The following is a 24,504-nucleotide window of genomic DNA, read 5'->3' as shown; positions in this document are numbered from 1 at the left end:
ATGAGACAGCAATTCGACGCAGAATCCGAGTGGTTTTAGCTTAATCGTGTTACCGCTGTGATCGCGTTTATCAGCCTAGGAGGCGTTTGAGCTGAAGCAGCAAGTTTACTACCCGTAAATGCGCAATGAAGCGAAAAGACGACAACGGATGCGAACGTGACCCACAAGTTTTAACACGATAACACCTACTACCTTAGTGAAAGCGTTTGTCAGCCTAGGAGATGCAGGACACCGAAGCAGCAAGTTTACTACCCGTAAATGCGCAATGAGGCGACAAATCGACAACGGATGTAAACGCTTGTCACAAGGTTAGTATCACGCACTGACTGCCTTAATGATAACGCTTGCCAGTCTAGAAGACGAAGCTGTCGAAGCCGTAAGTTTACTAACCGTAAATGCACAATGAGACAGTAAGTCGACACTGAATGCGAGCGTTTATCATAAGGCCGTTATTTAGGAGGAAAAAAATTGGAACCAATACAACCAACCCAAGTACAAGAATTATTGACATCATACGAAAATCAAAAAGTGTACTTACACGTAGAGACTACAAATGGCGCATATGCGAGCCATTTTGATGAACGTGTATTTAATGCGAGTACTTTTTTAAGAAACATCGAAGTAACCATTGAACATGCTCAGCTTAAAGGTGGCGAGAAAGATCCATTTAGAGTTGGTTTGAAACTTGCGGATCAAGGTTGGGTGTATGTCCAAGGTTTAACGCATTACGAGGTCAATGAAGCAAATGAGTTTTTATTGGCTGGATTTAATTATGAGGGACAGTTGGCTGCCACGTTAGAGTTGAGCACGAAACCGTTCAGAGCGTAAGGAGGACACAAAGATGAATGATGAAAGACATGTGTTAGTTATTTTTCCGCATCCGGATGATGAGACATTTTCTTCAGCTGGGACGATTGCACATTATATTGACCAAGGTGTACCGGTCACTTATGCTTGCTTAACATTAGGTCAAATGGCTCGTAATTTAGGTGATCCTCCGATTGCGACACGTGAGTCGTTACCTGATGTACGTGAGAAAGAATTAGAAGCAGCTTGTAAAGAAATGGGAATTACCGATTTACGTAAGATGGGACTCCGTGATAAGACAGTAGAATTTGAACCCCATGACAAGATGGATGACATGGTTAAGTCGCTCATTGATGAACTTAACCCTTCACTCATTATTTCTTTCTATCCGAAATTCGCTGTGCATCCAGATCATGAGGCAACAGCTGAGGCTGTAGTTCGTACAGTCGGACGTATGCCAGCTGAAGAACGTCCGCGATTACAACTTGTCGCCTTTAGTAATGATGCTCCTGAAAAATTAGGAGATCCAGATATTGTAAACGAGATCAGTGATTATAAAGAGGTTAAATTACGCACGTTTAAAGCGCACGCATCCCAAACAGGTTCCTTTTTAGCACAGTTGGGATCACCAGAAATTTCTGGCCAGGCGCAAAGCTTTTTAGAAGTAGAACCTTATTGGACTTATAACTTTGAATCTTAAGTGGAGGCAATAGCATGACTGAATATGATTTATCTACACGGGAAGGCAGATGGAAACATTTCGGTTCTGTTGACCCAATCGAAGGCACAAAACCAACGACAAAAGATAAAATGGCAGATCTTCAAGGCACACATAAAAATTATTTGTTCGAAATTGAAGAAGTCGGTATAAAAAATTTAACATATCCTGTATTGATTGATGGTTTTCAAACAGCAGGAGACTTTAGTTTCTCAACAAGTTTGAATCAAGACGAAAAAGGGATTAACATGAGTCGTATTTTAGAAAGTGTTGAGAAACATTATGATAACGGAATCAAACTCGAATTTGATTCTTTATACCAAGTCTTACGCAGTTTACAAGAACGAATGAACCAAAATGCGGCAGGTGTTGATGTATCAGGTACGTGGTTCTATGATCGCTATAGTCCTAAAACAAATATTAAAGCATTAGGACATGCTGATGTCACATATGGCTTAGCCATCGAAGGCGAAACAACGACACGTAAAGAATTAACGATACAAGCAGCCGTCACTACTTTATGTCCTTGTTCTAAAGAAATAAGTGAATACTCTGCACATAACCAACGTGGTATTGTCACTGTAAAAACTTACCTCAACAAAGATGTCGACCTCGACGAGAACTATAAAGAATTAATCTTAGATGCGATGGAAGCGAATGCAAGCTCAATCTTATACCCTATTTTGAAACGTCCGGATGAAAAAAGCGTGACTGAACGCGCCTATGAAAATCCACGTTTCGTTGAAGACTTAATTCGTTTAATCGCTGCAGATTTAGTAGAATTTGATTGGTTAGACAGTTTCGACATCGAGTGTCGTAATGAAGAATCTATTCACCAACATGATGCATTTGCAAAATTAAAATATAGAAAACCTTGAACACTCCATTTAATCAATTAATCAGACTATTTCAAGCTATCGAAAGATGGTTTAATCACCCTTTCGGTAGCTTATTTTTATGTTTTATCGTTTTATTTTTTTATACAACAGGTAGTTACCCTTTTGATATTTAAAATGAATACATGAATCGACATCGATTGCTTAAAACTATAAAGTTTACGACAGGAAATACGTCCAAATTGAGTCTTATCACATTTTTTAATAGATTATTAAAAAAACTGTAGCCCTGTATTTATTAAGATTTAAAATTTTAAATTTTTAACTTGTTTTAGTAAATAAATGACATATTCATCCTGCGCATTATATATTACAATGCTTTCTATACAATTAATTATTATTTGATAGTAAGCTTTATTCATTTTAAATTAAGAACAAATGACTATGGATTTTTAAAAGGAACGTTTTGAGTATGAGAGATAACGTCATCGGTTTCGACTTAAAGTCATATCATGCGACCGACGCACTTCATGTATTAAAAGCGCCCTATCATGTATATGTCTATTTTGTCGTATCTGGAAACTGTACAATAATGAAAAATAATAAAATGGTCAATCTCAAAGCAGGTGAAGTGCTTGCTGTATTTGAGTATGACCAAATTCAATTATTATCTCATGCTTGTCAGTTGTTATGCTTATCGTTTAATCAAATAATATATTATAAATATTGTTTCGCTACGCCATCGTTATCTGAAAATACAAAATCTACTGTATCTTTGAAACAAGCTTTTCTTCACAGCATTTTCGCATTAAATCAATCGGACATTAAGCACATTCATACAACGATTCAAATATTATGTAGACATATTCATGCTGTGCGAATGGGAGAACTCACAGCATTAACGTATGCTTCTACACTCATCCAAGATGTCATTCACTACATAAACCGCGACGCTGAACATATTACAACATGCCAAATGATCGCACGTCAATTCTATGTTAATAATAGCTATTTGTCCCGACAATTTAGTGATGTGATGCATGTTTCATTAAAATCATATCTTAAAACGACTAAAATTCACCGAGCAGTATTTGATTTATTTGACGGTAAACCGTTAAAACAACTGTGGCGACAATACCATTACACGTCTGAGAAAGCTTTTTCGAAGCACTTTGAAGACGTGATACATTGTTCACCTCGTACATTTCTTACAACACATCTAATGCGAGCACAACAGACTCTGTATATAGATCAAGCACTGTTACAGAGATTGCAACATATGTCTCTTATGAATGAGAAAAGCTAACACTCAAATATAATGTTAAAAAATTTTATAGTGGTGATGAATGATGAATATTATAGTTTATGAAGAAAAAAGAAATTTAATCAAGAAGATAGTGAAGCAAAATTTAAGTTTATCTATTATGGAGATTATTTTACTTAATAAAATTAAACAGTTAAATCAAGTCAAAATCGATGTGATCGACTTGAAAAATTTATTACAAAATAAAAATACACCAATTTCAGCGCAGTTAAATAACTTAATCAGTTTAGGTTTTTTCAAAAAACAAAGAGACAACGATGACGAACGTCGAATCTACCTTTATGACATTGATTTACAAGAGATTGGTCGTGCACTAGAACAATATGAACAGATAGTTAAAGATGTTGCATTAGCAGAATAAGACAAAAAAGACAGTTAGCGATGAGGGATAGAATAGCCATTTTAGATAAGCTATATCAACCTTTCAAGCTAACTGTCTCTTATATTTCTGCTCAATTATTTCAAATGTTCATATGGACTATTTTGTGCGAATGACACGATTTGGTCTACAAATAATTTAGCTCTTAATTGGAACTCGTCATTATTTAAATAATAAGAACCGTCGTCTAATTGTTCGAAGTCACTGTCGTGTGTCGCGATTTGAGTTGGTACTGCAATACCTAACAATGTACGAACGATTAAACGGAGATGAGAAAGTGGTTCTGCACTCACGATACCCCCACTGTTACCGACTAAGCCAACGGGTTTCATTTTAAAATCATCCATCGTTAAGTGGTCTAACGCATTTTTTAAGATACCTGAAAAAGAGCCGTGATAGTTAGGTGTACCGAGTACAAAGAAATCAGCTTCTCTTGCTTTTTCACGTAAATCTGTTAAATTTTGTTGATACGTTTCAGGTGGTTCTGATGCACCTGAAACATCTAATTGATGAATCGGACGATCTGCTAAATCAAAGATTTCCGCTTCCATTTCATGATCTTTAAAACGTCCTTGCAAGTAACGTGCTAAACCTTTGGTATGTGAATCTACTTTCGCACTCCCAACAATAATGAGTCCTTTCATTATCCTTTCACCTCTTATGAATTTATGTTCTCTGCTTTAATAAAGTGTTCAATGGCTTTTCCTACACCACTTTGTTCATTCGTATCAGTGATGTGAATGGCGATCTCTTTCAATTCATCAATCGCATTTTGCATTGCGACAGGGTAGCCAACACGTGATAACATGGATAGATCGTTTAAATTATCTCCAACTGCTAACACATCTTTCATATCAATATTGAGTTGATCTGCAATCATCTCTAAAGCGTTCCCTTTTTGTGCATCTGAATGCGTAATTTCGATATTACCGCGTGAAGATGAGGAAATCGCTAAATTAGGTGATTGTGCTAACTTGGCACTGACACGTTCAATTTTTTCTAAATCGCCGTCGAACGCTAGGATTTTCATCACAATTTCCCCTGGTACATTGCCAATGTCATCGTAATTATCTACTACTTTAAGCGAACCATTATCGATACGTCCTTGTATACCCGCTTTAATCTTTTCGACATCCGCTTCTTGTCCGCCTTGTTCTGCGATATCGATATAGATATCTAAATCTCGTTGCGGATCTTCAGTGTAAATACCTAAGTTGGTATAGACTTGATAATAAATATCCTCTTCATTTAACGCTTGCGTAATTTTATTGATTAACGCATCGTTTAAATGTGATGTATTTAAAATATTGTGCGTTTCATCCCGAACTTCTGCCCCGTTGAGACATATGTAAGGCATTTTGAGTCCAGCTTTTTCCACGGGTTCATTCGCTTCATAGAATGCACGTCCCGTCGCGATGACCACTGTAATGCCAAGTGATTGCGCATGTTGAATTGCAGCTATATTTTCTTCAGATATTTCATGTGATGCATTAAGCAACGTCCCATCCATATCTGATGCGATTAACTTAATCATAAGATCCCTCATTTCACACTTTTTTAAAGCAAGTTGTATTACTTCCACAGTCAAAATTTCGTAACACAAGCTTATTTTAACAAATATTTAACGTCCTGTACTCTCCGCTGATCGACGGTTTTTCTTCCGTTCTCTAATCTTTTTGAAAAACTGTGTTAACAACTGTGCGCATTCTGTTTCGAGCACACCTTCAGTCACTTCCGCACGGTGATTAAACTTCGGCTGTTGAAGTAAGTCGATAATGCTTCCCGCACAACCCCCTTTGGGATCTCTAGCTCCAAAAACCACTCTCGGAATGCGGCTCATCACAATGGCACCTGCACACATAGGGCAAGGTTCTAGTGTGACATATAACGTACAATCTTCCAGTCGCCAGCTCCCTACAGCCTCTGCAGCACGTTGAATCGCAATATGTTCGGCGTGTGCAGTTGGATCTTGCAGATATTCTCTTAAATTATGAGCTCGAGCAATAATTACGTTTTCTTTCACAATTACGGCACCGATTGGTACTTCGCCTATCCGCTCTGCTTTGTGCGCTTCGGCGATGGCTTTTTCCATATAAAACGCATCACTTGTCATGTGTCTTCACCTCACATATGGTAAAATACATTATGTCTATTTTAACATTGGAGCAATGAATATGAAAAAAACATTTATCGCAATTGAAGGGCCCATTGGCGTTGGTAAAACATCGTTAGCCCACAAATTGAGCCAGACCTATGGCTTTCATGAAGAAAATGAAATTGTGGATGAAAACCCCTTTTTATCAGACTTTTACGATGATATTTCGAAGTGGAGTTTTCAGACCGAAATGTTCTTCTTATGCAATCGCTATAAACAATTCCAAGATCTTCAACACGTGACGACAGACATCGTTAGCGATTACCATATCTATAAAAATAAAATTTTTGCACATAACACCCTAACGACAGACGAATATAGTAAGTTTTCACGTATTTATGACATCCTAACTGAAGACTTAGAAATGCCAAATATGATAATCTTTTTAGATGCAGATCTTTCTGTGCTACAACAACGCATTGCTCAACGTAATCGTAGCTTCGAACACCAAATCGAAGACGATTATTTACTACAACTACAACGCGCTTACAATCGATATTATAACGAGTTGAAATCAGAAGGTGCGAACGTCATTCGTATCGATACAACAAATCTCGATTTCGTAGGTAACTCAGAAGATTATCAAATGATACTCAATTTAGTAGATCCCATGATTGGAGGTACACAAGATGAATAACTATGGTATTCCACAAGATGCGGTAATTACCATTGCAGGGACAGTCGGTGTCGGTAAGTCTTCACTCACACAAGCACTTGCTGAACGACTTAATTTTAGAACATCATTCGAAAACGTAGACCATAATCCTTATTTGGATAAATTTTATGCGGATTTCGAACGTTGGAGCTTCCATTTACAAATTTATTTTCTAGCAGAACGCTTTAAAGAACAAAAAAGAATGTTTGAATACGGCGGTGGCTTTGTCCAAGACCGCTCTATTTATGAAGACGTAGATATCTTCGCAAAAATGCATGAAGAGCAAGGTACGATGACAAAAGAAGATTACGAAACGTATGCGAATCTCTTTGACGCTATGGTCATGACCCCGTACTTTCCAAAACCAGATGTACTCGTATTCTTAGAATGTGACTACGAGGAAGTCATCGAACGCATCAAAGCACGTGGTCGCCAAATGGAAATCGATACCGACCCTGAATATTGGAAGAAATTATTCGACCGATATAATCAATGGATCAGCGATTTTAATGCATGCCCTGTCGTACGTGTTAATATCAATGAATATGATCTCTATAAACAACCGGATTCACTCGATCATGTCATTGAAAAGATTAAACATGTGATTGAAACAGCACGTCAAACAGATCCACGTTAATCCCATTTAAATTTAATATATCGTAAATCCAAATGAAGGCTGGAGTGATCAATCATAGTCACCCCAGCCTTTCTTTATATCAAGACGCTTAACCCGTTAACTTAACTGGGCTTACGTATGTCATCGAGTCATTTTAAATCATGATGGAAAATGATCTTCTCTATTTCTTCCTCGTTCACTGCTTTACTATAATAATTTGAACGTATAGCGGTTAATCCAAACGCTGTTGCCTTATCCGCTTCTTCTGTACCAATCATTGGCGTCTCATTGTCATAAAATTAATCAAATACGGTGCCTTGATATCGTGCTTCTTGTTTCAATTCATATAGTCCATCGATATCATCGAGTGGAATCCATTTGTGATACATGACTTGAGGTTCATGTTGTACCTCACTCGGTTCAAAACCGAGTTGTTCCGCGATGTCCGCTGACACATCAGTGACCACTTCGACTTCATTCCCTGTATGTGCAATGACTTTACATGTTAAACCACGGTAGACTGCATACGTGCCCTCAATCATCTTTACACCTTCTCCTAATAAATTTACTTATGCTTATTATGCTTCGGTATTTAATAGTGACACGAGTTCATTTGCCGTCTCAATCACATGATCTGCATGATTGAGATCTTCGCTAGAACCCACACCCGTTAACACGCCAACCGTCATACCTAACTGTGCGTTGATTCCTGTTTGAATATCATTCGGAGTATCTCCAACGATAACGACGGTTTCAGGCTTCACATCGTCATAATTAAATAATGGCTCGAGCACTGCTGGATCCGGTTTTTCTACGGCATTCGCTTCGGTAGAGATAACTACATCAAAGTAAGATGCCGTGCCCGTATGATCGAGAAATTGATCGACGCCTTTTTTGGAATCACTCGTAACAATCGCCAGCTTGTAACCCTGTTTTTTAAGTGTATCTAAAGTATTTTTCATGCCTTCAACCCATTTATTTTCCGGTACACGCTCATCCACCAACGTCTGACTACGTGCTTCTACCCATGGCGTCACATCTTCTGCTACTTGCTGGTTGAAAGTGACCATCATCTCTTTCAACGCCCCTGAGGCTAAAATGGAACCTGGTTGAATCTCGCCATCTTTCACACCAAAAGCGTGGTAAACCGCTTCAGGATCTCTGATTGCTTCAAGATAGGCATCGATAAAGTCATCCACGAGTTGGAGCCCTATCTTCATCCAACTTTGGTCAAATTCGATCAATGTCCCATCTTTATCAAAAAGTACCCATTGTATCACATCGCTCACACCTTACTTTTTAGATTTTGCTTGAATTGATTACTTTTTATTTTAGCATGCCTCTATGCGTTTGAGTCTAACATGTAAAATAAGCAGAAACACAGAACTTAGGTCATTACCTGAGCTCCGTATTTCTGCTCTATTGCTGTGGTCAGGCGTATGTTATTGAATACACAGTTGATTCAATAGTAAACCTGTCTTATTTTACTCATTGCTTACATTATTCATAATGCGGAACGACAACTCTCCAGCCTTGTGGATCATCTAATTCGCCGCTTTGAATACCGATGTATTTATCATACAATTCTTGTGTGATTTCACCTGTTTCATTGTTGTTGATGACATAATCTTCACCATTATATCTCAAGACACCGACAGGAGAGATCACGGCAGCTGTACCTGAACCAAAGACTTCAGTTAACTCACCGCGTTGATGTGCTTCTACTAACTCGTCGATAGAAATACGGCGTTCTTCTACTTCATAACCGAGTTCTTTCGCAAGTGCAATGATTGATTTGCGTGTAATACCTGGTAAGATACTGCCGTTTAATTTTGGTGTGACGAGTTTACCATTTTCAACGAAGAAGATGTTCATGCTTCCTACTTCTTCTACGTATTTACGTTCAACACCGTCTAGCCAAAGAACTTGGTCATAACCGAGTTGGTTTGCATTTGTTTGAGCTAATAAGCTTGCTGCATAGTTACCAGCAACTTTCGCGTAACCTACACCGCCACGAACGGCACGGACATATTCATCTTCGACATAGATTTTTGTTGGTTTCAGTGAATCACCACCATAGTAAGAACCTGATGGAGATAAAATAATTAATAATTGATACGTATTAGAGGCACGTACACCTAAGACACCTTCAGTCGCGAAGACAAATGGACGAATGTATAAAGATTGTCCTTCGCCTTCTGGAACCCAGTCACGTTCTTTATCGATGAGTTGTTTTAAACCATCGAGCAATACGTCTTCATCAATTTTAGGCATTTCTAAGCGTTCTAATGAATCGTTAATACGTTTGAAGTTTTGATCAGGTCGGAATAATACAACCTCTCCATTATGTTTATACGCTTTCAATCCTTCGAAGACAGATTGACCATAGTGGATACCTTGAGAAGCTGGAGACATTTCAATAGGTCCATAAGGGACGATTTTTAAATCATGCCAGCCTTGTTCACTATCATATTCATAACTCAACATATAATCAGTGAAATATTGCCCGAAGCCTAAATCAGATGGATCCGGTTTTTCTTTGAGTTGTTCACGTTCTACAAATTTTACATTTTCAGCCAAGACGAATTACTCCTCAGTTCTATATGAATGTATTACTTTTCATTATAGCAATCTCAATGGGGTGGTTCAATAATTTTCGGAAAATTTAAACAGTAATCATTTTGAGATCTGGATTACTATGAGCCACCGCATTCACCTTCTTAGCATACGCTTATATTCTATCATCTTTCAAATGATTCTGTACGTTTGATCAGAAAGCGAAGGAAAAAATCAGAGCTGTTTTATTTTCATGTGACTGTCGTTCATTTCTATAGGGGTGCTACGTGTGGTCTACTCATTTTGTTGATTGATTTTGTTGTTCTGCAATACCCTGTAACATTGTGCGTGTCATACGTGCTAAATCATACTGCGGTTCAAATTCCCATTCGGCACTCGCACAGCTAGTATCGATATTATTTGGCCAACTGTCAGCAATCGCTTGTCTGTCGGGATCGACATCATATTCGATGGTAAAATCAGGATAGTGTTCTTGAATAGATTGTTTAATCATTTCAGGTTCTACACTCATACCGCTGAGGTTATATGCATTACGATGTACTAATTTCGCACCGTCTGCTTCCATTAATTTAATAATCGCATTAATCGCATCATCCATATACATCATATCCATAAATGTATCTTTGGCGATATAGCTTGTATATGTACCATTTTTAACCGCTTCAAAATAAATTTCGCATGCATAGTCTGTCGTACCGCCACCGGGTTCTTTAACGTATGAAATAAGTCCTGGGAAGCGCACACTACGTGTATCTACGCCAAAATGTTCAAAATAATATTGGCACAATAATTCTCCTGCGACTTTATTAATACCATACATGGAAGTCGGGCGTTGTATCGTTACTTGAGGTGTGCTCACTTTCGGTGTAGAAGGTCCGAATGCGCCGATAGAACTAGGCGTAAAGAACTGTAAGTCGTATGCTCTCGCAATTTCTAATGCGTTCAGTAAGCCACCCATATTTAATTCCCAAGCAAACATCGGATCTTTTTCTGCCGTTGCAGATAAAAGTGCTGCCATATGCATGAAAGTATCAGGTTTAAATTGTTCTACTAATGTTTCCATTTGATCTTTATTCGTCACATCTAACACTTCAAAAGGTCCATCAGCTACGTCTGTACCTGCTTCAGGTTCCCGTATATCTGTCGCAAGCACATTATCATTTCCATAAATCTCTCTACATTTAATCACAAGTTCCGTTCCAATTTGACCTAATGCCCCTGTAATCATGATTCGTTTCATGTTTATCTCTCCCTTGTCCTACTTATACATTCATTGTATTTCCCGTGTAAACAATATGTTTATTTTCATAGGTATTATAATATAAAAGCGCTTTCTTGTATATATAGAAAGAACATTTTGTATCTGTTTTTATTGACTTTGATGACTTTTAGTAATGACTAATTATGCTCTTTTAATGGAAGAACTATAAGCTTGATGTAGGTCTCAGATGAAATGATTTATTTTCTGTTATTTTGCATAAAAAAAGAGCAGGACCGTAGCCCTGCTCAAGGAGATTGTTTGAGTGAAATTCAACATATTCACACTAATGCTTTAATATCTTTAAATGTGTCTTGTAATACTTGTACGGAATGATCGAACTGCGTTTGTTCTGCTTCAGCTAATGGCGTTTCAATCACTTTTGCTGCACCTTGACGATTTACGACTGTAGGCACGCCAATATATACATCATCATGTCCAAACGCACCGTTTAATTTGCTGGAGACCATTAAAACTTTATTTTGATTATAAAGAATCGCTTTGGTAATTTCTAACAGTCCCATCGCTATACCATAGCTAGTAGAGCCTTTTACTTTAATAATTTCGTACGCTGCATCTCGCGTTTCTTCAAATAGTTTTTGTTTTAAATGCGTGCGTTTTGAATCATTTTCAAGTAATTTTTCTATCGGTAATCCCGCAATGGTAGCTTGAGACCAAACTGCGAGTTCTGAGTCACCATGTTCACCCATAATCATGGCTTCAACGCTCGAAGGTGCGACACCAAATTCTTGACCTAACGCATATTTAAAGCGAGCAGTATCTAAGATTGTACCTGAGCCAATCACGCGTGAAGCAGGAAGCCCTGAAACTGTTTGAGTCACTCGCGTAAGTATGTCGACAGGGTTAGATGCGACGATAAAGATACCGTCAAACCCACTTGCCATCACATCTGAAACAATGCCTTTAATGATCTTCGTATTGCGTTCGACTAATTGTAAACGCGTTTCACCTTGTTTTTGCGCTGCGCCTGCAGTCAACACGACGATATCTGCATCATGGCAATCGACATAGTCTCCCGCTTTCACATGAATGGATGACATGCCGTACGGTGCACCATGATTTAAATCTTTCGCATCTGCCACCGTTTTGTCTTTCGCTAAATCAATGATGACCAGTTCATCAGCCACACCTTGGACTACGACAGAAAATGCGTAGCTTGAACCGACAGCGCCATCCCCGATTAATACGACTTTATTTGCATGTTCACTCATTGTATTCACCTCATTCTTTCTATTTAGGCTTGCTAATCCGCTTTGATTCATACACCGTTACGTGAGAATCATTCATACCGATGTATCTCTTTCAACTCTCATTTTATGATAAATAAACCTATCAATAAAATACATAGTTAGAATTGAAGCTATTACTTTAATTCATAAATAGGCATCCAAAAGTGACTTTTTATGATTATAGATACTTATGATGTAATTAAACTCTAAAAGACGTCTCAATAGTTTGACACATTTGTGAATTTTATCACAATATCTATAGAAAAATTTATAGCATCGTCAAAAATCATTTATTTAAACTGAAAAATCTGATAAATTTTAAAGTATATATTGTTCAAAGAAAGAGGGTCCGCATATGAAATTAGGTCTGATTGGTATTGGAAAAGTAGGGAGTCAAATTCTGACAGACATTCAATATCAAAATTTATTTTCTGAAATTGTTGTGATTGATACTAACGAGAAACTTGCACGAGGAGAAGTTCTAGACCATCAACACGCTCAAGGGTTTGATGACAGCAATCACGTCAAAATAAGCGCAGGAGATTATCATGATTTAAGTGATGCTGCTGTGATTATCGTAACGGCAAGTACACCGATGAATGCGATGATGCCCGATCGCGTATTACTCGCTGAAGAAAATGGTAAACTGATGGCTGACCTCATGCAACGTATAGCGCGTGCCACGCAAGAAGCAGTGATTATCTTCATCTCTAACCCTGTAGATGCGATGACCTATATTGCTTCTACTACAGTGAATTATCCGAAACATCAAATCATGGGCACAGGCACATTATTGGAAAGTGCGCGTTTTAAAACGTTGATTGCCAATCATTATGGTATCGATCCTAAAAGTGTACATGCCTTTGTCATTGGTGAACATGGGAAAAATGCGGTCCCAGTTTGGAGCAAAGTCACAATCTTTGGGATGCCAATCAAAGAATTTGAATCACTCATGAAATGTGAGCCCATTGATCAAGCGTCTATAACAGCACAAATCGATAAAGTCGCATTTGATGTGCTACAACAAAAAGGTTGGACGAATACGGCCATTTCTAAAGCAGCAGTCGCGCTCACACGCCACATTGTGCTCGATGAACGTACGATTTTACCAGTGACTGCTTTACTAGATGGAGATTATGGTACAGATGCGTGTGCCATGAGTTTACCTACCCTCGTAACACGTGAAGGTATCGAGTATCGTTTCCCAATTGAGTTGAGTGAAACTGAGCAAAGCGCAGTCAACGAAGCAATCAGTTATATACAACAAGCAATAAAAACTGGCCAATTAAAATAATTTATATATAAAATGGTAATTGCAATCTAGATGTGATATATTAAAGAAAAAGATATAGAGGAGGCACATCGTGGAACATTCTAAATTGCCATTGTATGACCATTTTGATCAACTCAGAGAGCGCCCGAAGTGGTTAGTTAAATTTCTTTTAATTATTGTAGTATCTCTAGTAATTGGCTTTATTAATGGGAACAATACTGACTTTGCAAGACAAGCTAAAGAATCAGAAGAACTCGTAGGGACAAGTGCAAGCCTTGATGATTCAATGTTAGAAATGCAAAAAAACATTGTAATTTATATGTCACCATTAGGTGCGCTTTTTTCTTTATTATTAACCTTTGTCGTGATTTTGATCATTACAAAAATTGTTAAATCTGAAACAAAAGCAAGTAGTATCTTTTCAGCAGCATGTAGCTTTAAAATGATCACATTAATCGTCACTTTAATCGTAAGCCTTATTCAATTTATCGCAGGCATTGATCTGTTAGATTACAACATCGGCAGTCTGAACATCTTCGATAAAGGAAATCAGTCACTGGCTTCAGTTAATTTAGTTAATCTCGTTAATACCTATGTTGTATTTATTGTATTATATGCGACGAGTCGCTTATCTGGTAAAGCATCCATCATTTTAGCGATTGTTTATGCCATCCTAGCTATGGGCTTTAGCTTAATTGGAGGCTTAATGCAATTATTTGCTTAATCACAAATATTAAAACGCTCAATGCACGTATTTCTCGAGCATTGAGCGTTTTTTATGATGCTTGGTTTTTACTATCAATTATTGATCTATCAATTTATTGTAAATGTAGTTAGCAACCACAATATCAACGATTGCCAAACCGACTGACTTAAATACAGTTACTTCTTGTTCTATCTCTCTTCCTGGTAATGCGCCGCTGACCACACAACCGAGTTCACCATGCAACGCTTCTGCTGAGAACACACCTTGTTGAATAGGTTTGAGCAAATCACCCGTCTCTGCTAATGCCGCGTCTTTAGCTTCTACAATGACTTTATCCGCTTCACTTATTAATGTAGTCGGTAATTCTTGCATCTCAGGTTTAAATGAACCTACTGCATTGAGATGTACACCCGGCTTTAGTGCACCCTCAAAAACTGGATCAGAGGCGTTGGTCGCTGTCACTATAATATCTGTATCTTCTAATACGTCATTCACATCATTAAAGACTGTGACCTCAAGTTCGGGATGTTGTTTTTCTATATTTTGTGCAAACCACTTAGCTTTTTCATAAGTCCGATTAAACAATAACAGTCGTTTAATCGGTCTCACTGCGAGAACCGCTTCAATCAGCCCTTCTGCTTCGGCCCCAGTACCGATCACTGAAAGCGTCGTCGCGTCCTGTTTCGCAAAATATTTCGTTGCTACTCCGGATATCGCACCTGTACGTATTTTTGTTAAATACGCAGCATCTAGTGTCGCTAACGTCTCACCTGTCTCATAATCCGTTAAAATGACAGTCCCATTGATGGCAGGTTTCCCTTGTTTCGTATTATGCGGCACGACAGAGACTACTTTAACCCCGGCAACCTGTAACGTGTCTGATAGTGCTGGCATGACCAAGTAACGATTCTCCTGATTAAAATCTAAAGCATATCGGATTGGATTTTGCGTCTGTCCCTCTGAATACGCTTGTAATGCTTCAGCTACTTCATGAATTACTTCTTTCATATTGACTAAGCTCTGTTGCTGGGCTGTATCGATATGCATATGCGTCCTCCTCGCCCTTTGTTGAATTTACTCGAGTATAACACAGCTAGCCGTTTTGATTGTAAAATTCCCCTCAAAGATTTCGAAATCTTTCATTTAACATAAAAATACGAGGTAACAGACATTGCCCTCAAATCAGGTTTCTCCTAGTGTTTAAAACAATGTGTTACCTCGTATCGTTTGTTTTTATATCGATGTGCACGAACATCACAACATCCTTTTATGCAATTTCTATTAAAAAGCGTTTAACTACTTTACCTTCTTCAGTTTTAGCATCTTCTATCTCTTCGCCACCATTTTTCTTAATCATTTCAATGGTGTCTTCATTATCTGCATCACATGTGAGGAGTGCTTCTTTAACATCAATGCGTGATAAGTAGTCTAAGGCTTTTTTCAATATTTTTTGTTTATATCCTTTGCCTCGAAGACGATTGCGTACGCCGATTTCAACATGGCCGCCTTCTGTTTTCAATGAGTTCGTTAATTCATGACGAATGTTTGCTGCCCCAATAATTTGTTTATCATCAATTAAGAATAAAGTTGTATTATCAACCGTTTCGTCATGTGATTTATTATCTGCAAGCTGATGCACAAGATCTTCAAAACTTTGATAGTTTGTAATATTTGTTATTTCTGGAGCTATGACTTCGTTTTTATCTATCCATTCTTTGACATAATCACAATAGAGTGACTCATCTGCCATAGTAAGTTCTCTAAATTCAACCATGGGAGTGCACCATCCTTTCATTTCTACTTCAAATACCTCTCTAAAATGACCCTATAAACAAGACGTTTTTTTAATACTCCCTTATCATAGTAGATTTATACTTATTTTTAAATCACTTTACACAAAAAAATTTAAAATTTTTTATGGTCTGTTACATAAAAAGTGTAAAGACACATGACTTGTAAAGACCTTAATATCGTAAAAGCTTGTTATCTCAATATAAACCTAAATTTCCGCTTAATATTTAATGACGTGATCCTGTTTTTGAGTTGTTTTCTGCATATAAAAAAGCCTAAAGATATCAAGTCTTCATTCCACATGCATATCGTGAAAGTAAGTTTCTATCTTTAGACTTTTACTTTATATATAATTTAACACCATGTTTAGATAATACCTAATTCTTTGCCTACTTTTTCATAGGCAGCTAGTGCACGGTCTAACATCTCTTGCGTGTGGGCCGCTGTAGGCATATTACGCACACGTCCTGTACCGCGTGGCACCGTTGGAAAGACAATGGATTTAACATAGACGCCTTCTTCTTTCAGTCGTTTACTAAAAGCTTGGGTATCTTTCTCGTCTCCGATAATCACAGGCGTAATCGGTGTTTCTGAGACGCCGATATCAAAGCCGAGTTGATACAGTCCTTCTTTTAAATACTGTGCATTATCCCATAATTTATCATGGAGTGAGGTTGATTCCATTAATTTCGTTACCGCAACTGTAATAGCTTTCGTATCTCCAGGTGCTAAAGACGTAGAGAATAAGAAAGGACGTGACTGTGATTTAAGCCAATCAATGAGTTGACGCGTCCCTGCCACATATCCACCAACGACACCAATTGCTTTAGATAATGTACCGATTTGGAAATCGATCTTGTCTTGTAAACCAAAGTGTTTCACTGTACCCGCACCTTTGCCCATCACACCAGAACCGTGGGCATCATCTACGTAAGTAATCAGGCCATATTCTTCAGCAATTTCTACGATTTCAGGTAATTTCGCTACGTCTCCGTCCATGCTGAAGACACCATCAGTGATATACATGACTTTATTGTATTGTCCTGATTCCACCGCTTCTTTCGCTTTTTGACGTAAATCATCCATATCTGAATGGTTCACGCGAATAATTTTCGCTTTAGATAAGCGACAACCATCAATGATTGAAGCATGATTTAATTCATCTGATAAGATCGCATCGTTTTTATTCATCACAGCTGAAATTGCCGCCATATTACAGTTAAAACCAGATTGATACGCAATCGCTGCTTCGGTACCTTTAAACTCAGCTAAGATCGATTCTAGCTCATCATGTAAATCCAATGTACCATTAATAGAGCGAACAGCACCCGCGCCGACCCCATGAGTATCAATCGCATCTTTCGCCGCTTGTTTTAATGCTTCATTTGTCGCAAGTCCTAGATAATTGTTTGATGATAAGTTGACATATGATTTCCCGTCAATAGTGATTTCAGGTCCATTTGCACCTTCAATCGTATCGATTTCACTATACAAGCCATTCTCTTTTAACGCATTTATATTTTCAGTTAAGAAATGGTCCAGTGTTTGTACCACTTTGCTCTCCCCTTTGTTTGGATTTGTCTTTTCTCAATCATAACCTATTTTCATAACCAGGGGAAGCAAATATCTTTTAAAATATTAAGCGCTTTCAAATTATTTTTAAGCATAGATCGTCTATTGCTTCATTGTTTAAAGTGTTATAATAAATTAAATTATGTTGAAAGAAGGGCTTTTACAGTGTTTGATTGGTTTCAACTCGCCAAGGAAAAAGAACAAAAAACAATTCAAATACGCAGATACTTACACCAACATCCTGAACTCTCTTTTGAAGAGCATCAAACAGCAGCTTATATCATCGATCAACTATCGAAACTCAATTGCGAGGTGCAAGCACCTATCGCACGTAATGGCATTATCGCAACGTTCGAAGGCTCTGGTGAGGGCCCGACTATCGCATTACGAGCAGACTTTGATGCGCTACCTATTGTAGAGGAGACTGGCTTACCTTTCCAGTCACAAAATAAAGGGGGCATGCATGCCTGTGGTCACGATGGTCATACAGCGATCCTCTTAACCGTAGCTGAAATCATCGACGCACATCGAGAGTATCTGAAAGGTAATGTTGTACTTGTATTTCAATACGGTGAAGAAGTCATGCCTGGCGGTGCACAAGAAATTATAGATACAGGCTGTTTACGTCACGTCGATCGCATTTATGGTAACCATCTGTGGTCCGGTTATCCAACCGGTACGATTAATTCAAAACCCGGCGCAATGATGGCTTCACCAGATGAATTTAATATTACCATCCACGGAAAAGGCGGTCATGGTGCGAAACCACATGAAACGATTGATCCAGTTGTAGTCATGGCAGAATTTATCATGAGTGCACAAAAGATTGTCTCTCGAACAATAGACCCAGTAAAACAAGCTGTCATTACATTCGGTATGATTCAAGCAGGTAATGCCGATAACGTGATTCCAAATAGTGCGTTTTGTCGCGGTACAGTACGTACATTTGATACAGAAGTGCAATCACATATTATTGAACGGATAGAAAAGTTACTAGAAGGCCTAGCTGTCGCTAATGACATCACATATGACTTAGATTATATCCGTGGCTATCTCCCCGTACATAATCACGGGAAATCTTATGAAGTCGTCAAACAAGCTGCGAACGACATGAACTTACGCTTCAGCGAGTCAGAGCTCATGATGATCGGTGAAGATTTCTCACACTATCAAAAAGTATTACCTGGGGCGTTCTTCCTAACAGGTTGTGGTAATGAACAAAAAGGTACCACATATCCGCACCATAGTCCCCAATTCGATGTAGATGAATCTTCATTTAAATACGCAGTCAGTGAATTTATGAAAATATTAGAGCTTGAAGGTGTCATTGCACGTTAAGTGTTGGCGCAATGATGTAAGGTGGGTGTTTCATCTATAAGGTGAAACACTTTTTTAGTTGTACATAATATGAAAAAAACGCACCCTTAAGTGACTCACAATAAGTTAAATAAGCGTGCGTTTTTCTGTATCAACAATCATATTTTATTAAAATAGAGCCTCTCTTTTAAAGAGGCTCTTAACGTAGATATATATTAATCAACGTTTGTTTGTTTTAATTATTCTTCGATTTCAGTTACAACGCCTGATCCTACAGTACGTCCACCTTCACGAATTGAGAAACGAGTACCGTCTTCGATAGCGATTGGAGAAATTAATTCAACTTCCATTTTAACGTTATCGCCAGGCATTACCATTTCTGTACCTTCTGGTAAAGTAACAACACCTGTTACGTCAGTAGTACGGAAATAGAATTGTGGACGGTAGTTAGAGAAGAATGGAGTGTGACGTCCACCTTCATCTTTAGATAATACGTAAACTTCTGCAGTGAATTTAGTGTGTGGTGTAATTGAACCAGGAGCAGCTAAAACTTGACCACGTTGTACTTCTTCACGTGAAATACCACGTAATAAAGCACCGATGTTGTCACCAGCTTCAGCGTAGTCTAATAATTTACGGAACATTTCTACACCAGTAACTGTTGTTTTTTGTGAACCGTCTTTCATACCGATGATTTCAACTTCTTCACCGACTTTGATTTGACCACGTTCAACACGGCCTGTTGCAACAGTACCACGACCAGTGATTGAGAATACGTCTTCAACTGGCATCATGAATGGTTTATCAGAGTCACGTTCTGGAGTTGGAATGTAATCGTCAACTTGTTGCATTAAGTCTAAGATTTTTTGTTCGTATTCTTTGTCGCCTTCTAATGCTTTCAACGCAGAACCAGAGATTACAGGTACATCGTCACCTGGGTAGTCGTATTCGCTTAATAAGTCACGAACTTCCATTTCTACTAATTCTAATAATTCTTCGTCGTCAACTTGGTCAACTTTGTTTAAGAATACAACTAATGCTGGTACACCAACGTTACGTGATAATAAGATGTGTTCACGAGTTTGTGGCATTGGACCATCAGCTGCAGATACAACTAAGATCGCACCGTCCATTTGAGCAGCACCAGTGATCATGTTTTTAACATAGTCAGCGTGTCCTGGGCAGTCAACGTGTGCATAGTGACGTTTGTCAGTTTGATATTCGATGTGAGCAGTATTGATTGTAATACCACGTTCTTTTTCTTCTGGAGCGTTATCAATCATGTCGTATGATTGAGCTACAGTGTCACCATTTTTTGCTAATACAGTTGCGATAGCAGCTGTTAATGTTGTTTTACCATGGTCAACGTGACCGATTGTACCAATATTGGCATGTTCTTTTGAACGATCAAATTTTTCTTTAGCCATTATAAAATCTCTCCTATTCATTCAAAAATTTATTTGCAATTATCTCTCATGATAGTTTCTCACCATCATGAGAAGACAATTTCAATGCTTATGTTAAAAGCATACACAATTACTTTATAAATCATTTACTTTCAAAAATCAATATAAACATGTGGTATACAGTGAATATGCTCAAACTGTATTGTACCGGCTCTCACCTTACAATACAAGTATTATTATTCAGCTTTGTTACCAGTGTTTTTCTTAATGATTTCTTCAGAGATTGATTTAGGTACTTCTTCATAGTGGTCAAAGTACATTGTGTAAGTACCGCGACCTTGAGTGTTAGAACGTAATGATGTTGCATAACCAAACATTTCTGAAAGTGGTACATAAGCATTAACAACTTGCGCGTTACCACGTGGTTCCATACCGTCTACACGGCCACGACGTGAAGTAACGTCACCCATGATGTCACCTAAGTACTCTTCAGGCATTTCAATTGTAACTTTCATCATTGGTTCTAAGATAACTGGATCACATTTTTTAGCAGCTTCTTTAAGTGCTAATGATGCAGCAATTTTGAAGGCCATTTCAGATGAATCGACATCGTGGTATGAACCATCAAATAGTTTAGCTTTAACATCGATTAATGGATAACCAGCTAGTACACCATTTTCCATGGCATCTTTAAGACCTTGTTCAACAGATGGTACATATTCACGTGGTACTACACCACCGACGATAGCGTTTTCGAATTCGAAACCGCCACCTGTTTCGTTAGGTGTGAATTCGATTTGTACGTCACCATATTGACCACGACCACCTGATTGACGAGCGAATTTACCTTGAACTTGTGCTGATGTTTTGAATGTTTCACGATATGAAACCATTGGAGCACCAACATTACATTCAACGTTAAATTCTTTTTTCATACGGTCTACAAGAATATCTAAGTGAAGTTCACCCATACCACCGATGATAACTTGTCCTGTTTCATCGTCTGTGTGTGCGTGGAATGTTGGGTCTTCTTCTTGTAGTTTAACTAAAGCTTGAGTCATTTTATCTTGGTCAGCTTTAGATTTAGGTTCAACTGATAAGTGGATAACTGGCTCTGGGAATTCCATTGTCTCTAAGATAATGTCATTTTTCTCACCACATAATGTGTCACCAGTACCAGTATCTTTAAGACCTACGGCAGCTGCGATATCACCTGCGTAAACTGTGTTAAGTTCTTCACGGTGGTTCGCATGCATTTGAAGTAAACGACCTACACGTTCACGTTTGTCTTTTGTAGAGTTTTTAACGTATGAACCTGAAGATAATGTACCTGAGTACACACGGAAGAATGTTAATTTACCAACGTAAGGGTCACTCATAACTTTGAATGCTAATGCAGCGAATTCTGCATCGTCATCCGCTTTAGCGACTACTTCTTCGTCAGGATCATCAGTACGGTGACCGATGATTGGTTTAACATCTAATGGAGATGGTAGGTAGTCAATGACAGCATCTAGCATTAATTGAACACCTTTGTTTTTGAATGCTGTACCGCAAAGTACTGGGTAGAATTCTACGTCAGTAGTAGCTTGACGGATAGCATCTTTTAATTCATCTACTGAAATTTCTTGGTCATCAAGATATTTTTCCATTAGATCTTCATTTGTTTCTGCAACAGCTTCGATAAGTGTTACACGTGCTTCTTCAGCTTTATCTTTGTAATCATCTGGAATTTCAATTTCTTCAATGTCAGTACCTAAGTCATCATTGTATTGGTAGCATTTCATTTCTACTAAATCAATGATTGCGTTGAATTCGTCTTCGGCACCGATTGGTAATTGAATTGCTTGCGCATTTGCTTGTAAACGATCATGTAATGTGCTTAATGAATAATCGAAATTTGCACCTAATTTATCCATTTTGTTTACAAACACAATACGAGGTACACCATAAGTTGTAGCCTGTCTCCAAACTGTTTCTGTTTGAGGTTCTACACCTGATTGAGCATCTAATACTGTAACAGCACCATCAAGTACACGTAAAGAACGTTCAACTTCAACTGTGAAGTCTACGTGCCCTGGAGTGTCGATAATGTTTACACGGTGATCATTCCACTGTGCAGTTGTTGCAGCAGATGTAATTGTGATACCACGGTCTTGTTCTTGTTCCATCCAGTCCATTTGTGAAGCACCTTCGTGTGTTTCACCAATTTTGTGGATACGGCCAGTATAATACAAAATACGTTCAGTTGTAGTTGTTTTACCAGCGTCAATATGCGCCATGATACCGATATTACGGGTTTTTTTCAAACTAAAATCTCTAGCCATGTATTTTTTCTCCTTCCAGCAATTACTGCGAATAAATACTATAAATATGGCGATGCCCTAAGCATACCTCCATATATAGTGACCCATATGATGGAACATGCTCAGGGAATTATATTCTACCTTACCAACGATAGTGTGCGAATGCTTTGTTTGCTTCTGCCATTTTATGAACGTCTTCACGTTTTTTAACAGCGCCACCAGTGTTGTTAGCAGCATCAAGAATTTCGTTAGCTAAACGATCTTCCATTGTTTTTTCACCACGAAGACGTGCATAGTTTACTAACCAACGTAAACCTAAAGTAGTACGACGTTCTGGACGAACTTCTACTGGTACTTGGTAGTTAGAGCCACCTACACGACGTGCTTTAACTTCTAATACAGGCATGATATTATCAATTGCTTCTTCAAACACTTCTAATGCATCACGACCACTACGTTCTTGTACTAAATCGAATGCAGAATATAGAATTTTTTGAGCTGTTCCGCGTTTACCATCTAACATAATTTTATTAATTAATCTTGTAACTAATTTTGAATTATGAATTGGATCTGGTAATACGTCTCTTTTAGGTACTGATCCTTTACGAGGCATAATATAAGTCCTCCCTTCCTATTATAATATTTCTTGTTATTTCGTCATTAAAATTTACGCAATCTTAATGTTATTTTTTAGGTTTTTTAGTTCCGTATAATGAACGGCTTTGCATACGTCCATCAACACCTGAAGTATCAAGTGCACCACGTACAATATGGTAACGCACACCAGGTAAGTCTTTTACACGTCCACCACGTACAAGTACAACACTGTGTTCTTGTAAGTTGTGTCCGATACCAGGGATGTATGCGTTCACTTCGATGTTGTTTGATAAACGCACACGTGCGTATTTACGTAACGCAGAGTTAGGTTTTTTAGGTGTCATAGTTCCTACACGAGTACAAACACCACGTTTTTGTGGAGAGTTAAGTGTAGTGAATTGTTTTTTCTTACTATTGAAACCTCTGTTTAAAGCTGGTGAATCAGATTTTTTTGATTTGCTTTTTCTTGGGTTACGAACTAATTGGTTTATAGTTGGCATGAAATATGTCCTCCTCTCTTGATTTTTTAATCCCACACATCCAGGTGGTTCATTTTTAGGTTAAATAAAATTTAGTAAGCTTACACTCACTAATTTCATTTGATTAACGCTACGATTGCAGCATTAACGTTGATACCTACAGCTTTTCCTAAAGCGTGTTTACTTTCGTATAAAGTGATAGGTATATTTTTGTTATTGATCTTACATAACACGCGAGATAATAAAAATACCTCAACATCTTGTGCAATAATCAATGATGTGACTTGATCTAAATCTAAAGCTTTGATTGTTTGTTTTAGACCAACAACATAATGTTGTTTGTTAAAGCTGGCAACTTTTTCATTAGACATTTGATATCCTCCAAAGTCTGCTTACATCAACCTTAACAATAATAACATTTTATACATGAAGCGTCAACTTAATTTTTAAGTTATCTGCCCATCATGACACTTTTTTATAAA

27 protein-coding genes are annotated in these 24,504 nt (G+C 38.0%); 10 read left to right on the top strand and 17 right to left on the bottom strand.

Annotated features, from left to right (window positions below):
* Positions 1-468 precede the first annotated feature (468 nt).
* The 5 genes from APS80_RS06045 to APS80_RS06025 all read left to right on the top strand — a co-directional run bounded on the left by APS80_RS06045 (position 469) and on the right by APS80_RS06025 (position 4,046).
* Positions 469-828 carry a YojF family protein gene (locus tag APS80_RS06045; RefSeq protein WP_059107384.1) on the top strand — a complete coding sequence of 120 codons (360 nt, stop codon included), beginning with the start codon at positions 469-471 and terminating at the stop codon, positions 826-828.
* Positions 829-841: 13 nt separating this feature from the next.
* A complete protein-coding gene (bshB2, locus tag APS80_RS06040) occupies positions 842-1,507 on the top strand; it encodes a bacillithiol biosynthesis deacetylase BshB2 (protein WP_059107383.1) in 666 nt (221 codons plus the stop codon).
* A 14-nt stretch (positions 1,508-1,521) separates the two neighbouring features.
* The gene (gene folE2, locus APS80_RS06035; RefSeq protein ID WP_059107382.1) at positions 1,522-2,403 is read left to right on the top strand and encodes a GTP cyclohydrolase FolE2; all 882 of its coding nucleotides are present in this window, start codon (positions 1,522-1,524) and stop codon (positions 2,401-2,403) included.
* 430 nt (positions 2,404-2,833) lie between these two features.
* Positions 2,834-3,667, top strand: a complete 834-nt coding sequence (locus tag APS80_RS06030; RefSeq protein WP_059107381.1) for a helix-turn-helix domain-containing protein — start codon at positions 2,834-2,836, stop codon at positions 3,665-3,667.
* Between the two features lie 40 nt (positions 3,668-3,707).
* Positions 3,708-4,046, top strand: coding sequence for a transcriptional regulator, SarA/Rot family (locus tag APS80_RS06025; RefSeq protein ID WP_306417692.1), 339 nt, complete (start codon positions 3,708-3,710; stop codon positions 4,044-4,046).
* Positions 4,047-4,141: 95 nt separating this feature from the next.
* Here APS80_RS06025 and APS80_RS06020 read toward each other — a convergent pair whose 3' ends face one another.
* From APS80_RS06020 to tadA, 3 genes are all read right to left on the bottom strand, one after another.
* Complete coding sequence (locus APS80_RS06020) at positions 4,142-4,708, bottom strand: NADPH-dependent FMN reductase (protein WP_059107379.1); 567 nt, start codon at positions 4,706-4,708, stop codon at positions 4,142-4,144.
* Positions 4,709-4,722: 14 nt separating this feature from the next.
* The gene (locus APS80_RS06015; protein ID WP_059107378.1) at positions 4,723-5,598 is read right to left on the bottom strand and encodes a Cof-type HAD-IIB family hydrolase; all 876 of its coding nucleotides are present in this window, start codon (positions 5,596-5,598) and stop codon (positions 4,723-4,725) included.
* Positions 5,599-5,685: 87 nt separating this feature from the next.
* Positions 5,686-6,177 (bottom strand): tRNA adenosine(34) deaminase TadA, encoded by a 492-nt coding sequence (gene tadA / locus APS80_RS06010; RefSeq protein WP_059107377.1) that lies wholly within the window; start codon positions 6,175-6,177, stop codon positions 5,686-5,688.
* Between the two features lie 61 nt (positions 6,178-6,238).
* Here tadA and APS80_RS06005 point away from each other — a divergent pair, with 61 nt between their 5' ends.
* Together APS80_RS06005 and APS80_RS06000 are read left to right on the top strand one after the other, a co-directional pair.
* On the top strand, positions 6,239-6,856 hold the full coding sequence (locus APS80_RS06005) for a deoxynucleoside kinase (protein ID WP_059107376.1): 618 nt from the start codon (positions 6,239-6,241) through the stop codon (positions 6,854-6,856).
* The gene (locus tag APS80_RS06000; protein WP_059107375.1) at positions 6,849-7,511 is read left to right on the top strand and encodes a deoxynucleoside kinase; all 663 of its coding nucleotides are present in this window, start codon (positions 6,849-6,851) and stop codon (positions 7,509-7,511) included. Before APS80_RS06005 ends, APS80_RS06000 begins: the two co-directional genes overlap by 8 nt.
* A gap of 128 nt (positions 7,512-7,639) precedes the next feature.
* Here APS80_RS06000 and APS80_RS11110 read toward each other — a convergent pair whose 3' ends face one another.
* From APS80_RS11110 to APS80_RS05975, 6 genes are all read right to left on the bottom strand, one after another.
* Complete coding sequence (locus APS80_RS11110; RefSeq protein WP_258026020.1) at positions 7,640-7,768, bottom strand: hypothetical protein; 129 nt, start codon at positions 7,766-7,768, stop codon at positions 7,640-7,642.
* 21 nt (positions 7,769-7,789) lie between these two features.
* Positions 7,790-8,032 (bottom strand): hypothetical protein, encoded by a 243-nt coding sequence (locus APS80_RS05995; protein WP_059107374.1) that lies wholly within the window; start codon positions 8,030-8,032, stop codon positions 7,790-7,792.
* Between the two features lie 36 nt (positions 8,033-8,068).
* Positions 8,069-8,767, bottom strand: coding sequence for an HAD family hydrolase (locus APS80_RS05990; protein ID WP_059107620.1), 699 nt, complete (start codon positions 8,765-8,767; stop codon positions 8,069-8,071).
* A gap of 223 nt (positions 8,768-8,990) precedes the next feature.
* On the bottom strand, positions 8,991-10,070 hold the full coding sequence (locus APS80_RS05985; protein ID WP_059107373.1) for a branched-chain amino acid aminotransferase: 1,080 nt from the start codon (positions 10,068-10,070) through the stop codon (positions 8,991-8,993).
* Positions 10,071-10,344: 274 nt separating this feature from the next.
* Entirely contained in the window at positions 10,345-11,307 is a 963-nt protein-coding gene (locus APS80_RS05980; RefSeq protein ID WP_059107372.1) for an NAD-dependent epimerase/dehydratase family protein, read from the bottom strand.
* A gap of 299 nt (positions 11,308-11,606) precedes the next feature.
* Positions 11,607-12,557 carry an L-lactate dehydrogenase gene (locus tag APS80_RS05975; protein WP_059107371.1) on the bottom strand — a complete coding sequence of 317 codons (951 nt, stop codon included), beginning with the start codon at positions 12,555-12,557 and terminating at the stop codon, positions 11,607-11,609.
* Positions 12,558-12,930: 373 nt separating this feature from the next.
* Between APS80_RS05975 and APS80_RS05970 the strand changes: the two genes are divergently transcribed.
* Positions 12,931-13,869 (top strand): lactate/malate family dehydrogenase, encoded by a 939-nt coding sequence (locus APS80_RS05970; RefSeq protein ID WP_059107370.1) that lies wholly within the window; start codon positions 12,931-12,933, stop codon positions 13,867-13,869.
* Positions 13,870-13,939: 70 nt separating this feature from the next.
* Positions 13,940-14,572: a YIP1 family protein gene (locus APS80_RS05965; protein ID WP_083498181.1), complete on the top strand. Its 633-nt coding sequence runs from the start codon at positions 13,940-13,942 to the stop codon at positions 14,570-14,572.
* A gap of 78 nt (positions 14,573-14,650) precedes the next feature.
* Here the strand turns inward: APS80_RS05965 and APS80_RS05960 are convergent, their stop codons facing one another.
* The 3 genes from APS80_RS05960 to APS80_RS05950 all read right to left on the bottom strand — a co-directional run bounded on the left by APS80_RS05960 (position 14,651) and on the right by APS80_RS05950 (position 17,899).
* On the bottom strand, positions 14,651-15,601 hold the full coding sequence (locus APS80_RS05960) for an ornithine cyclodeaminase family protein (RefSeq protein WP_059107368.1): 951 nt from the start codon (positions 15,599-15,601) through the stop codon (positions 14,651-14,653).
* A 220-nt stretch (positions 15,602-15,821) separates the two neighbouring features.
* Entirely contained in the window at positions 15,822-16,328 is a 507-nt protein-coding gene (locus APS80_RS05955; RefSeq protein WP_059107367.1) for a GNAT family N-acetyltransferase, read from the bottom strand.
* A gap of 383 nt (positions 16,329-16,711) precedes the next feature.
* Entirely contained in the window at positions 16,712-17,899 is a 1,188-nt protein-coding gene (locus tag APS80_RS05950) for a glycine C-acetyltransferase (protein ID WP_059107366.1), read from the bottom strand.
* 183 nt (positions 17,900-18,082) lie between these two features.
* Here APS80_RS05950 and APS80_RS05945 point away from each other — a divergent pair, with 183 nt between their 5' ends.
* Entirely contained in the window at positions 18,083-19,255 is a 1,173-nt protein-coding gene (locus APS80_RS05945; RefSeq protein WP_059107365.1) for a M20 family metallopeptidase, read from the top strand.
* A 218-nt stretch (positions 19,256-19,473) separates the two neighbouring features.
* On the opposite strand, the gene tuf is transcribed toward APS80_RS05945, so the two are convergent.
* The 5 genes from tuf to APS80_RS05920 form a co-directional block, all read right to left on the bottom strand.
* The gene (gene tuf, locus APS80_RS05940) at positions 19,474-20,661 is read right to left on the bottom strand and encodes an elongation factor Tu (RefSeq protein ID WP_059107364.1); all 1,188 of its coding nucleotides are present in this window, start codon (positions 20,659-20,661) and stop codon (positions 19,474-19,476) included.
* 215 nt (positions 20,662-20,876) lie between these two features.
* The gene (gene fusA / locus APS80_RS05935; RefSeq protein ID WP_059107363.1) at positions 20,877-22,967 is read right to left on the bottom strand and encodes an elongation factor G; all 2,091 of its coding nucleotides are present in this window, start codon (positions 22,965-22,967) and stop codon (positions 20,877-20,879) included.
* Positions 22,968-23,088: 121 nt separating this feature from the next.
* Complete coding sequence (gene rpsG / locus APS80_RS05930) at positions 23,089-23,559, bottom strand: 30S ribosomal protein S7 (RefSeq protein WP_059107362.1); 471 nt, start codon at positions 23,557-23,559, stop codon at positions 23,089-23,091.
* A gap of 70 nt (positions 23,560-23,629) precedes the next feature.
* On the bottom strand, positions 23,630-24,043 hold the full coding sequence (rpsL, locus tag APS80_RS05925; RefSeq protein ID WP_059107361.1) for a 30S ribosomal protein S12: 414 nt from the start codon (positions 24,041-24,043) through the stop codon (positions 23,630-23,632).
* Positions 24,044-24,138: 95 nt separating this feature from the next.
* A complete protein-coding gene (locus APS80_RS05920) occupies positions 24,139-24,393 on the bottom strand; it encodes a ribosomal L7Ae/L30e/S12e/Gadd45 family protein (protein WP_059107360.1) in 255 nt (84 codons plus the stop codon).
* Between the last annotated feature and the right edge of the window lie 111 nt (positions 24,394-24,504).

Origin of the sequence: Staphylococcus auricularis, assembly GCF_001500315.1 — a bacterium.
Taxonomy (GTDB): Bacteria; Bacillota; Bacilli; order Staphylococcales; family Staphylococcaceae; genus Staphylococcus; species Staphylococcus auricularis.
Note: the sequence above shows the minus strand (reverse complement) of the source record. Positions and strands in the feature narration are given on the sequence as shown.